Here is a 12,473-nt window from a genome sequence, read left to right on the forward strand (position 1 = left end):
TTTTTTTTTGGTTGTTGGTTAATTATCAATACAGTATAAAAACGAATTTAAACAAAAAAGCAACACTCTTCACGGAATGTTGCTTTTTTTATAAAATATCGGTTGAAATATTATTTAATACTAAATAATCCCTCTGGTTTATTTTCAATTTGATCAAAACGTTCAGTACATTTTTTGATGATTTCATACGCTTCATCAACATTTCCCCATCCTCCTACGTCAACTGTTTTGTTTTCAAGGTCTTTATACACTTGGAAAAAGTGCTCAATTTCCTTAAGTAAGTGCGGATTCATATCTGATAAGTCATTCAATGAATTCCAAATAGGATCTGAAACAGGCACACAGATTACTTTTTCGTCTGGACCTTTATCGTCTGCCATATGGAAAACACCAATAGGTTTAACCTCCATCACACAACCTGGAAAAGTTGGCTCATTTACTAACACTAACACATCTAGAGGATCTCCATCTAATGCAAGTGTTTCTGGAATAAAACCATAATCAGCTGGATACATCATCGAAGAGAATAACATTCTATCAAAACGCATTCTTTTGATTTCGAAATCATATTCATATTTATTTCTACTTCCTCTAGGGATTTCGATTAAAACGTCGAAAGTTTTTATTTTGTCTGCAGTCATTTTATTAATTATCTAAAGTTCATTTAATTTGGTTGCAAAAGTAACTCAAATACGCTTTTATTACAAAGATATTTATATTTAATACGTATTAAAAATGTAGTCTTACTTGCATAGTCCTTAAAAATAAAAACCAAATGAACCCTTTATAGTGAAATTTTGAGCCTCTGGGTTATTTAAATAATTTCCTCTCCATGCAAAATCAAGACGAAAAACTTTGAAAATATTCCCAATACCAGCACTATATTCCCAATATGCTTTCTCAGGAGCTACGTATGTTAATCCTGAAGCATTAATTGCTCTATTTGCATCGGAGATCCTACCATAAACGGTTCGTGCCCCTATTATTTCTCTCCAATTTAACTTTCTCATAAATGGAATCCTACCGAATAAACGTCCTCCAAAATTATGCTCCCATTGTAATGTAGCATACTGATCAGTTACGAACTCGTAAAAATTCAAATTACTAAAGGTATTCTCTATACTAAAGTAAGTTTGATTTCCAGGTATCACATTCATTAAGCCTAAAGGAATAGTGCCAAAAGTTTTACCTAGCTCTACAATAACATTAGAGCGCCCTAATGGCCCTATAATAATAGGTTGCTTGTAGTACACTTGTATTTTTTCATATTGAAAATCACTATCGAGTAATCCCTTAAAACCTTGACTGTAGTTAAGAAAAAATCGGCTATAAGGACTATCTACAATGCTTCTCTCTACTCCATAACCTATTGTTTTTCGATTGGGAGAATATTCGATTTGAAAATTAATTTCTGATTGCTTCACATCACTCTTAGTAACAGTGCGTGCCGAATCAGTAAAATAATCAAGACTAAATATACTCGATGCTGATTGCAATGTTCTATAAGAAAAACCAGTTTGAAAAGTCAAATTTTTAACAGGCTCAATTTCAATCGCCACATTAGAAAGGTTAATATTAGTTAACTTCCCATTACTTCCTGACGAAAACAACGATGACGATGCAAAGCTTCGTCCTAACACGTCGTTAGTCGTGGTTAAACTAGCACCAATTTGTTCAATATCTCTACGGTTACCTGCTGATAATATGATTCTCTTTTTCTTATCGACCATCCACTTACCTGACAAACCGTATTTGAATTTATCATCATCAAACCCATATGCAGTATACCCTTGCAAACGCCAAGCGTCATTGGGACCAAAATACGTCCTACCTCCTACTCGTAACCTGATTCCCTCGACTACATTGTAACCAAAAGAGGAAAAAATAGGACCATAATCAAAATTACCAAACTGCACATATCCGCTTCCTAGTATAGAAACTGCGCTATAAAGCTGCTTGAATTTTTTAACGGTTTGCAAGGTATCTAACATTTGGTACACACCTCGTTCGTCCTTATTTAAATTTTCAAAGCGATTCTCCTCCCAATACTCCTCGCTTTTACTGTACACCTCGTTATCAATGTAATTGACTTCCTCTTTATACAAAGCGAGTGGCTGCTCGATATTAAACTTATGGTTTTGATACAATGTAGTTCGTTTACCATAAACTCCACGAGATTCTTCTTTTTTGTTCAGCGCAAAGTCAGACATCATGTAATCTCTCGTTAGCAAGAAAACCGAGTCGTTTTGCACCTCAAATTCCTGCTCAATATAAATATCCTTTACCCAGTTAATATTGGCACTTTTAGTCACTGCCATATTTATTTTCTTGATCGCAAATGTGGTATCGCTTACCCAAAAATCTCCTTTAAACGTAAGTTCGTTTTTACGACGTGGGTAAAACAAAATATTAAAACACCACTTGTTATCGATATATGCGCTATCTCTTAAAACATAGTTATATACATCGATTCCTGTTTTAGAAAGCGGGCTCGTAAAGCTCTTATCAAAAAAAGTAAGGTGGTTATTGTAAATATCATAATCAGAATAAAGATCTTTTACAAAAGACAAAATTTGCTGATTATTACTAAAACCAGAATTCTTGTTTGCTTTTAGCTTCTCTTTTACTTTATTGATTTTGTTGTTTCCATAAACATCAGCCAAAGATTCATTAATAAAAATGGGCAAATACGTTTTACCGGTAACATCTGAGGTATCTATATGCTGAAATACAAATTCCATTCCCTTAAAAAGTTTACTTTTCATGAAAGCACTATCAATAGTGTTCATATCAAATTCTACTTTCTCATACTTTTCCATTTGGTATTGATCAAACTGATACAAGCCATTCTTGCGTTTTCTCTCCCAAATTTTTCTCAAGATATCAAGTGCAGGATTGTCTTTTTTAGAAGTTTTACCAGTAAAAATCACAACCTCATTCAAACTTTCAGCCTCGTTCAAAATCACCTTAAAATCGTAACTAACCAATTTAGTAAGCGTAATTTCTTTATCAGAAAAACCAACAGAGGTAACAATTAATGCTTCATAATTATTTTTCGATTCAAGATAAAATCGTCCATCTTCGTTTGACATAACACCTTGATTGGAACCCTTAAAAACCACATTGGCATAAGGAACAGGTTGGTTCATTTTATCTACAATGATTCCGCTTACTTTTGTTTGTGCAAACAAAGAAGTAAGAGAAAAACTCATAAATATAAGAAAATATAAAAACGTCTTGTTCATAGGATCTGTTTTAAAAAAAAGCTTCATCAAACTAACGTAAGATGAAGCTTTTATAGTATTTAGTAAACGTATTTAATTATTTATACATTACCTTTTTTACTGCCTTAATAACATCATCAGCATTTGGCAACCATTCCTTTAATAAAACAGGAGAATATGGCGCTGGCGTGTCAGCAGTAGTAATTCTTTGTATTGGCGCATCTAAGAAATCAAATGCACGCTCTTGAACGATATAAGTAATTTCCGAAGCTACACTAGCAAATGGCCAAGCTTCTTCAAGAACAACTAATCTATTTGTTTTTTTAACTGATGCAATAATAGCATCATAATCCATAGGACGTACCGTTCTTAAATCGATAATTTCGCATGAGATTCCTTCTTTTGCCAACTCTTCTGCAGCAATGTGAGCCTCTTTGATAATTTTACCAAATGAAACGATAGTAACATCAGTTCCTTCACGTTTGATATCAGCAACACCAAGCGGAATTACATATTCGCCATCAGGAACTTCGCCTTTGTCACCATACATTTGCTCTGATTCCATAAAAATTACAGGATCATTATCACGTATAGCAGCTTTCAACAAACCTTTGGCGTCATAAACTGTAGATGGAACTACAACTTTTAAACCTGGAGTATTAGCAAACCAGTTTTCTAAAGCTTGAGAGTGTGTTGCCCCTAATTGTCCTGCCGAAGCTGTTGGACCACGAAAAACGATAGGAACATTAAACTGTCCACCTGTCATTTGACGCATTTTAGCTGCATTATTAATAATTTGATCAATACCAACTAAACAAAAGTTGAAGGTCATGTACTCCACGATCGGACGGTTCCCGTTCATGGCTGAACCTACAGCAATACCCGTAAAACCAAGCTCAGCAATAGGAGTATCTATCACTCTTTTTGCTCCAAACTCAGCAAGCATTCCTTTAGACGCCTTGTAAGCACCATTGTATTCAGCAACTTCTTCACCCATTAAGTAAATGGACTCATCCTGACGCATTTCTTCGCTCATCGCTTCGCAAATAGCCTCTCTAAATTGTATCGTTCTCATATATATATTATGTAAGTCAAGTTTTCGAAAAGCAAAAATAAATATTTAAAACCATTTACAAGCATAATTTTCTGTAAAATTACTAGGAGCTTTTTCCGGCTATTCACTTTATCTTCTTGAGCCTAAAGAAGGCCCAAGAAGGATGCCGTTCCTATCCGGGCTACGAAATCGAAATAGTTTAACAAAAAAATATTGAATAATTTTAAGTCGCAATCACAAATAACTAGTATCATGTTAAATAAAAGTGAATTGTAAACTACTTAATCCCTTTTTATTTTTACTTTACGAAAGATTTAAGTTACAAACAAAACACAAAAAACAGACCTATAAACACGCAATACAACAATGAAAAAAAAAGTACTACTAACATTGTTTTTTTTAATAACAATCACCCACCTGCACAGCCAAACCTTAAAAGGAATTTTAACTAATATCCAACTACAAGGTGTTGGAGACGAAACAGTATTGTCAAAAAAAGCATCAAAACCCATGACGTATTCGTATACGAATTCTCAAAACAAATCAATACAAAACCTAATATCTATTGAAAAGTCATCTATTGACACAACCTATATCGAAAAATACGGAAATAAGTACCAAACCACTTCTACAGTAAACAGGCCGTCCTCTATTACTTCTTACAAAGATTTTGAAGAAAAAAAATATAAGATAATTTCTACTATGAATGATAAGGACACTAATATAAAAGAAGCATTACCAACCTTCAATTGGAAATTAGTAAACGAGAGTCAAACCATAAATGGTTATGCATGCAAAAAAGCGACTACTACAAATACAACTTTTAATTCAAATCAATCTATTGTTGCATGGTACTGCGAATCAATTCCTTTAAACGACGGACCAGGACAATATTGGGGACTACCTGGATTTATCATACAAATCGAGATTAATAAAAACGCTATATTAACTTTTGATAAATTAGTTTTCAGTAAAGAAAATACGCAAATAAACGTGCCAAATAACAGTGCTCCTGAGCTTAGCTATAGTGACTATTTAAAACAAAATTCTCATTAATGACGCATTTACAAAGCATTACAATACATTTAAAAAAGCAGTTATTCTGCTTTTTTTTATTTTGCAGTTTCCCTCTTCTAGCACAACATAGTATCACTGGATCAGTATTTGATGCAATAGGCAAACCAATAAGCCAAGCAACTGTGGTTGTAAAAAACATAAAAACAGATCAAACTATAGCATTTTCTTACTCTGGAAAAGACGGGAATTTTAGTATTCCTCTGGAAGGCAAAGGAACATATATTCTTAAAATTAGTTATCTAGGTTTAGCAACTTATAATAAGGAAATCACCGTAAATACTAATTTATTAGACTTAGGAAAAATCACACTCACTGAAAGCAAAGTTGACCTAGAAACAGTAATTATCAAAAGCGAATCCTCTGGAATGACAGAGGTTGGCGACACCTTAAAATATCGCATTGAAAAATTCTTAAACGGCACTGAAGAAACCCTCAAGGATGTTTTAAATAAACTACCCGGCTTGGATGTCGATAATGAAGGTAAAATCAAAGTTAATGGTAAAGCGGTAGATAAATTTTTGATTGATGGTCAAGAATTCTTCATCGACCAACAAAAAATAGCGACTGATAATATCTCCGCTGAAATGATTAAAAACATTGAAATCATAAATAACTACACTGAATTCAAACAACTTAAAAAAGAGCAAAAATCAGGATTAACCGCTATTAATGTCAAAATCAAAGACAAATTTAAAAATAAAATCACTGGAAATATTGCCTTAGGAGTTGGCCAAGATAAATTTAATCTACACACCAATCTCTTTAATTTTGGCAAAAAAATATACAGTAGTCTTATTAGCGATTCTAACAATACAGGGGAACTCGCTCTTACTATTAATGATTATATGTCGTTTGTCAACAAAAAAAATGATGCCACTAATGGCGAAGTTACCTTCTCTAAAAACAGTGACTTACCACGATTTTTAACATTAGGAAATAACGTTAAAAGTCGTGAATCTTATTTCACTGGACTAAATTTCAAATATTTCCCTTCAAAAAAAATGGAGGTAAACCTATATTCCTTATTTAACACCAATAATCAAACAGAGGAGCAAATAGTAGAACAAGAATTTTATGGTGCAAATTCTAATTTTTTCAATACCGAAAAAAGGAATACACAGGAAAACTCCGTATTCAATATCACGTCCTTAGATGCATCTTACAAAAACACCTCAAATTCACTGTTTACCTATAAATCTATTTTCTCCAACTTTTCTAAAAACAACTTTGTTGTTTTAACCACATCCAATAACAAAATAGACAACGAAAACAATGCCGTAGATTTCAACTTCAATCATAACTTAGAGTACTCCTTAATTTTAAAAAGAAATAAGCAATTGCGAATAAAAGCAGCACAGGAAATCACACACAAATCCAATGATCTAAATATTAATGCAAATCAACCTATTTTAAATTTAAATTTCCCATTTAACAACTATACTATCGCTCAAAATACTAATTATAAAAAACAGGTCTTACTGTTAAACTCAAATTTTGATTTTTATGTAAAAAACCACCCTTTTAGTATTTATAATGAACTTGTCAGCAAAAGAGAGCAATTCGAATCTTTTGAGAAACAATTTTTGCAGTTCCAAAATGAGCTAATACTAGACAACAACTCCAACACAATAGGACTTACCTCTAAATTTGAATTAGGTTTAAAAAATACATTGACAACAAATTTATCGTACTCCGATATATCCTTGAACACAGGTACACAAGAAGCCAAAAAGCAGCTTTTTACACCTAGTTTTGCCCTAAAAACATCTTTCAGCAAACAACATTACGTCAAGTTGAGCTATGCACTAAACAACAAATTATTTGGAGTTGAAAATTTAATTGAAAATCAAACTATTGGAGATTATAGAACTATTTACAGCAATAATGATGTTCAATTTGATGCTATCAATAAAAATAATCAGTTTGGGATGGAGTATTTTTACAATAATTTAAAAAGGAACATAACAGTTATTTCAAATATATCCTACCTCGAAGACACAAATCCAATAACAAATAACTCATTTGCAACTCAAAACAGCAATTTAATTCAATATAAACTAGCACCTTACGAGAGTTTCTTTAACTCGTTTGTATTTGCCGAAAAACAATTTAAAAATTTCCCCTTTTCCCTAAAAGGTAGTGTTTCCTATGCAATTAATAACAAAAACATCTTTTACGAAAATCAAAAAAATGAATTAAATACGATTTCATATAGTGGATACTTTGGAATCATTTCAAGATTAAAAAATAAAAAATTACAATTTGAAACTGGTATACAATACTCCCAAGACACCTATACTGATTCATTTGCCACAAACGAACTAACAATAACAAAACCATACTTTAATTCAAGCTTACAATTATCAAAAGGCCTTTCCTTCACGTCCAACTTGAGTATTATGAAATACGAATCAATATCCTCATCAAATACTATTACTTTTTTTAGTCCAAGGTTAAGATACAGTATTCCAAATTCCAAAATAGAATTGAGTGCAATAGGAAACAATGTATTTAATGTTAAAAATAACGAACAAATAACGATATCAAGCGCCGCAAATTACAATCAACAAAACAGGTCACAAATCTTAGCAGGATATTATCTCTTTTCGGCAAAATTAAAACTGTAGGCACGAAATCGTAATAGTTTAACAAAAAAATATTATGCACGCATAGTATATTATTCGATTTATTATTTTAAATTTGTAAAACAAAAGAATGACAATTAAATATATACATCATGAAAATACTAGTTTGCATAAGCCATGTTCCTGATACTACCGCTAAAATTAACTTTGTTAACGGCGACTCAGAGTTTGATACAAATGGCGTACAATATGTAATTAATCCTAATGACGAATTTGGATTAACACGTGCTATTTGGTTCCAAGAAAAACAAGGCGCAACGGTTACTGTTGTAAATGTTGGTGGACCTGACACCGAACCAACTTTAAGAAAAGCGTTGGCAATAGGTGCTAACGAAGCAATTCGTATTAATGCCAATCCAACAGATGGTTTCTTCGTAGCAAAACAATTAGCTGAAGTAATTAAAAACGGAGGATACGATTTAATTATCGCAGGAAAAGAATCATTAGACTATAATGGTGGAATGGTTCCAGGAATGGTAGCTGGAATTTTAGGATACAATTTCCTAAACTCTTGCACGGAACTAACTGTTGACGGTACAGCTGCTACTGCAGTTCGTGAAATCGATGGTGGTAAAGAAACTGTTTCTACATCATTACCATTAATCATTGGTGGTCAAAAAGGATTGGTAGAAGAAAAAGACCTACGCATCCCAAACATGAGAGGAATCATGACTGCTCGTACAAAACCATTAACAGTAGTAGAAGCTGTTGATGCATCTGTAACAACAAAAGCGGTGAAATTCGAAAAACCAGCACCAAAATCAGCAGTAAAACTGATAAATGCTGACAACTTGGATGAATTAATCAACTTACTACACAACGAAGCTAAAGTAATTTAATAAACAGTCGAAAGCCATCCGTCGAAAGTCGAAAAGTAAATACCATTTACTGCCGGACATTAGACATTTAAACTTTAAGACTAAAAAAAAAAATATTATGTCAATATTAATATACGCAGAATCAGCTGAAGGAAAATTCAAGAAAGTAGCTTTTGAATTAGCTTCTTATGCGAAAAAAGTAGCTGAATCATTAGGAACAACCGTTACTGCTTTAACAATCAATGCAGGAGACGTTTCTGAATTATCAACCTACGGAGTAGATAAAGTATTAAAAGTTAGCAATGATAAATTAGCTGGTTTTACCGCTAAAGCTTATGCTGATGTAATCAAGCAAGCAGCTGAAAAAGAAGGTGCTAAACTAGTTTTACTATCTTCTACTACTGATAGCATTTACTTATCATCACTTACTGCAGTTGCGCTTAACGCAGGTTATGCTTCTAACGTAGTAGGACTTCCTATAAGCACTTCACCATTTCAAGTTAAGAGAACTGCTTTCTCTAATAAAGCATTCAACATTACTGAAATTGACACCGAAGTAAAAGTATTAGGTCTTGCCAAAAACTCTTACGGAATTTTTGAAAATCCAACTTCAACTACTGAAGAAGATTTTAGCCCAACTATTGGTGACAATGACTTTGGTGTAAAAGTAGAATCAGTAGAGAAAGTATCAGGAAAAGTTTCTATCGCTGATGCCGAAGTGGTAGTATCTGCAGGTCGTGGTCTAAAAGGACCTGAAAACTGGGGAATGATCGAGGAGCTAGCAACCGTTATGGGAGCAGCAACTGCTTGTTCTAAACCAGTATCTGACTTAGGTTGGAGACCTCACGGAGAACACGTAGGACAAACAGGGAAACCAGTAGCAACTAACTTATATATTGCAATTGGAATCTCAGGAGCAATACAGCACATTGCAGGTATCAACTCATCAAAAGTAAAAGTAGTAATCAACTCTGATCCTGAGGCACCATTTTTTAAAGTGGCTGATTACGGAATCGTTGGTGATGCCTTCGAAATTGTACCACAATTAATAGAGAAAATGAAAGCTTTCAAAAGTCAGCAATCATAAATTAAACCTCTGTAGTTAATTAATAGCTGTCTGAGAACAAGATAATCGTATCTTTGTTTTCAGACAGTTTTTTTTGTCCTATTTTTGCATTAAAATTGTACGCCATTTAACAACTACAATAAATCAACAAAACAGGGTATTTATTACCTTTCATTACAACAATTATGAGCTTAGTTAAATTATCTATAAAAGGAATTTCATACAGCCAAACACAAAACGGAGCCTACGCTTTAATATTAAATGAAGTCGATGGCGAAAGAAAGCTACCTATCGTAATTGGAGCATTCGAAGCACAATCTATAGCGATTGCTTTAGAAAAAGAAATAAAACCCCCTCGCCCTCTAACGCACGACTTATTTAAAAATTTTGCAGAGCGCTTTGATATCGTTGTTAAACAAGTAATCATACACAAATTAGTCGATGGTGTTTTCTACTCAAGTATCATTTGCGAACGTGAAAATGTAGAAGAGATTATCGATGCGCGCACATCAGATGCAATTGCACTAGCACTTAGATTTAGTGCTCCTATTTTTACGTATAAAAACATCCTAGACAAAGCGGGTATTTATTTAAAAACCAATAATCAGGACAACGATAAAGACTCACAAGAAATTGATGACATCCTATCTAACCCAGAAACTTTTGGAATAGAAGACGATCACAATTCTGATCGTATTTACATTAAACATAGTTTACAAGACCTAACAGAACTTTTAGAGCAAGCCGTATCGCAAGAAGACTACGAGAAAGCAGCTCAAATTAGAGATGAAATTTCTAAAAGAGAATCCTAAAATTTATTTCAAAATCGGTTAGCTATTTAAATCATACAATCACAAACCGATTAACTTGATACTTAAAAAATGAAACAATATTTAGATTTAGTACAGCACGTTATGGAGAACGGTTGTCAAAAAGGTGATCGCACTGGAACTGGAACGAAAAGTGTATTTGGATACCAAATGCGTTTTGATTTAAGCGAAGGTTTCCCTATGGTAACTACCAAAAAACTGCACCTTAAATCTATTATTCATGAATTACTTTGGTTTTTAAAAGGAGATACAAACATTGGATACCTTCAAGAAAACGGTGTGAAAATTTGGGACGCTTGGGCCGACTCCAATGGAGACTTAGGACCAGTTTATGGCCATCAATGGCGCAATTGGAATAGTGAGGAAATTGATCAAATAAAAGATCTAATTACCGAACTAAAAACCAATCCTAATAGCCGGCGCATGATAGTTTCAGCATGGAATCCATCAGTACTGCCAGATACCAGCAAATCCTTTGAGGAAAACGTAGCTAACAATAAAGCTGCTTTACCTCCTTGCCATGCGTTCTTTCAATTTTATGTAGCCGATGGCAAATTATCATGTCAGTTGTACCAACGTAGTGCTGACATTTTTCTAGGTGTTCCTTTTAACATCGCTTCTTACGCCTTGTTAACAATGATGATTGCCCAAGTATGCGGCTTCGAAGCTGGTGAATTCATTCACACTTTTGGCGATGCACATATTTACAACAATCATTTTGAGCAATTAGAGTTACAACTATCTAGAAGTCCAAAGCCACTACCTAAAATGATAGTGAATCCAGAAATAATGGATATTTTTGATTTTAAGTTTGAAGACTTTACACTCGTTGGATACGAACCACACGATGCAATAAAAGGCAATGTAGCCGTCTAAATTATTTTACACTTCCAAAACACTATTTTCTGCACCAGCAAAAGAATTGTATTTGTAAGCATCTGCTTCAGATTCATTTACATAAGCCCCGTCAATAATATATTTATATTCGTATGACGCATCTTTGTCTATATCAAAAACCCCTTTAAATGTTCCGTTTTTTAATTTACTAAGCTCTCCTTCTTCTGGATTCCATTTATTAAAATCACCAACTACTGAAGCTGATTTTGCCTCTTTTGCCTCTACTGAAAAAGTAACTTTACATACTGGCTTTGTTTTCACAAATTGTTTTTTTACTGACATAACTACCTTATTTATAGATTTATATAACAAAGGAAAAGAATTTTTATTAAACAACAACTGCCTAAATAAACTTTTGAGACAATTGAATAAATGGCGCTACATTTAAGTGAATAATCTAAAATAAGAGCTAAAAATTATCAATTAAAAAAAAGAAAACGATTTCATGAAAAATTCCGCAACATACCTTTAGCGACTTTCCAATTTATATTTTATCTTTATAATCTAAAAATCTACCTAATGGAAAGAGACCAACACGAACTTTATGAGTATGCTCGAAAAAGATTAAAGCAAAAAAAGAGGCTTTATTTTCATTTTGTGGTACTTTTTATAGCTAGTCTATTTCTATTCATATCAACAAAAATTTTTAGCTTTAGTCCCGAAACCAATTGGTACATTTGGATTATAACCATCTGGCTTTTTCTTTTCATATTACACTTTATAAAAGTTTTTATAACGGACCGTTTCATGAATAAAAACTGGGAGAGAGAACAATTAGACCGTTTAATAGGGCTACAGCAAAAAAAGATAGCAGATTTACAGTTAAAAATTGAAGAAGAAAACAACAGTTAACACACGAACA

General features: G+C 33.1%; 11 protein-coding genes. 7 read left to right on the top strand and 4 right to left on the bottom strand.

The features are described 5' to 3' along the window. Positions 1-110 precede the first annotated feature (110 nt). The 3 genes from H8R22_RS00300 to H8R22_RS00310 all read right to left on the bottom strand — a co-directional run bounded on the left by H8R22_RS00300 (position 111) and on the right by H8R22_RS00310 (position 4,299). Entirely contained in the window at positions 111-641 is a 531-nt protein-coding gene (locus tag H8R22_RS00300; RefSeq protein WP_187009512.1) for an inorganic diphosphatase, read from the bottom strand. Positions 642-758: 117 nt separating this feature from the next. After that, positions 759-3,245 carry a DUF5686 and carboxypeptidase-like regulatory domain-containing protein gene (locus H8R22_RS00305; RefSeq protein WP_187009511.1) on the bottom strand — a complete coding sequence of 829 codons (2,487 nt, stop codon included), beginning with the start codon at positions 3,243-3,245 and terminating at the stop codon, positions 759-761. 76 nt (positions 3,246-3,321) lie between these two features. Then, on the bottom strand, positions 3,322-4,299 hold the full coding sequence (locus H8R22_RS00310; RefSeq protein WP_187009510.1) for a pyruvate dehydrogenase complex E1 component subunit beta: 978 nt from the start codon (positions 4,297-4,299) through the stop codon (positions 3,322-3,324). A gap of 345 nt (positions 4,300-4,644) precedes the next feature. On the opposite strand from H8R22_RS00310, the gene H8R22_RS00315 reads away from it, so the two are divergent. The 6 genes from H8R22_RS00315 (at position 4,645) to H8R22_RS00340 (ending at position 11,590) form a co-directional block, all read left to right on the top strand. Beyond that, positions 4,645-5,334: a GLPGLI family protein gene (locus H8R22_RS00315; protein WP_187009509.1), complete on the top strand. Its 690-nt coding sequence runs from the start codon at positions 4,645-4,647 to the stop codon at positions 5,332-5,334. Continuing rightward, positions 5,334-7,982 carry a carboxypeptidase regulatory-like domain-containing protein gene (locus H8R22_RS00320; protein WP_187009508.1) on the top strand — a complete coding sequence of 883 codons (2,649 nt, stop codon included), beginning with the start codon at positions 5,334-5,336 and terminating at the stop codon, positions 7,980-7,982. Before H8R22_RS00315 ends, H8R22_RS00320 begins: the two co-directional genes overlap by 1 nt. Positions 7,983-8,092: 110 nt before the next feature. Beyond that, positions 8,093-8,839 (top strand): electron transfer flavoprotein subunit beta/FixA family protein, encoded by a 747-nt coding sequence (locus H8R22_RS00325; RefSeq protein ID WP_187009507.1) that lies wholly within the window; start codon positions 8,093-8,095, stop codon positions 8,837-8,839. 97 nt (positions 8,840-8,936) lie between these two features. After that, on the top strand, positions 8,937-9,905 hold the full coding sequence (locus H8R22_RS00330) for an electron transfer flavoprotein subunit alpha/FixB family protein (protein WP_187009506.1): 969 nt from the start codon (positions 8,937-8,939) through the stop codon (positions 9,903-9,905). Between the two features lie 164 nt (positions 9,906-10,069). Continuing rightward, positions 10,070-10,696 (top strand): bifunctional nuclease family protein, encoded by a 627-nt coding sequence (locus H8R22_RS00335; protein WP_187009505.1) that lies wholly within the window; start codon positions 10,070-10,072, stop codon positions 10,694-10,696. Between the two features lie 69 nt (positions 10,697-10,765). Continuing rightward, on the top strand, positions 10,766-11,590 hold the full coding sequence (locus H8R22_RS00340; protein WP_187009504.1) for a thymidylate synthase: 825 nt from the start codon (positions 10,766-10,768) through the stop codon (positions 11,588-11,590). Between the two features lie 6 nt (positions 11,591-11,596). Here H8R22_RS00340 and H8R22_RS00345 read toward each other — a convergent pair whose 3' ends face one another. After that, a complete protein-coding gene (locus tag H8R22_RS00345; protein ID WP_187009503.1) occupies positions 11,597-11,893 on the bottom strand; it encodes an isoamylase early set domain-containing protein in 297 nt (98 codons plus the stop codon). A 237-nt stretch (positions 11,894-12,130) separates the two neighbouring features. Here H8R22_RS00345 and H8R22_RS00350 point away from each other — a divergent pair, with 237 nt between their 5' ends. Next, positions 12,131-12,463 (top strand): 2TM domain-containing protein, encoded by a 333-nt coding sequence (locus H8R22_RS00350; RefSeq protein WP_187009502.1) that lies wholly within the window; start codon positions 12,131-12,133, stop codon positions 12,461-12,463. Positions 12,464-12,473 lie beyond the last annotated feature (10 nt).

Source organism: Flavobacterium kayseriense, assembly GCF_014305095.1.
GTDB classification, from domain to species: domain Bacteria; phylum Bacteroidota; class Bacteroidia; order Flavobacteriales; family Flavobacteriaceae; genus Flavobacterium; species Flavobacterium kayseriense.

Bases quoted from the DNA above. Each gene is read 5' to 3' on its own strand.
- H8R22_RS00320 (WP_187009508.1), top strand. From the start codon at position 5,334: ATGACGCATTTACAAAGCATTACAATACATTTAAAAAAGCAGTTATTC.
- H8R22_RS00310 (WP_187009510.1), bottom strand. From the start codon at position 4,299: ATGAGAACGATACAATTTAGAGAGGCTATTTGCGAAGCGATGAGCGAA.
- H8R22_RS00340 (WP_187009504.1), top strand. From the start codon at position 10,766: ATGAAACAATATTTAGATTTAGTACAGCACGTTATGGAGAACGGTTGT.
- H8R22_RS00345 (WP_187009503.1), bottom strand. From the start codon at position 11,893: ATGTCAGTAAAAAAACAATTTGTGAAAACAAAGCCAGTATGTAAAGTT.
- H8R22_RS00330 (WP_187009506.1), top strand. From the start codon at position 8,937: ATGTCAATATTAATATACGCAGAATCAGCTGAAGGAAAATTCAAGAAA.
- H8R22_RS00315 (WP_187009509.1), top strand. From the start codon at position 4,645: ATGAAAAAAAAAGTACTACTAACATTGTTTTTTTTAATAACAATCACC.
- H8R22_RS00350 (WP_187009502.1), top strand. From the start codon at position 12,131: ATGGAAAGAGACCAACACGAACTTTATGAGTATGCTCGAAAAAGATTA.
- H8R22_RS00300 (WP_187009512.1), bottom strand. From the start codon at position 641: ATGACTGCAGACAAAATAAAAACTTTCGACGTTTTAATCGAAATCCCT.
- H8R22_RS00335 (WP_187009505.1), top strand. From the start codon at position 10,070: ATGAGCTTAGTTAAATTATCTATAAAAGGAATTTCATACAGCCAAACA.
- H8R22_RS00325 (WP_187009507.1), top strand. From the start codon at position 8,093: ATGAAAATACTAGTTTGCATAAGCCATGTTCCTGATACTACCGCTAAA.
- H8R22_RS00305 (WP_187009511.1), bottom strand. From the start codon at position 3,245: ATGAACAAGACGTTTTTATATTTTCTTATATTTATGAGTTTTTCTCTT.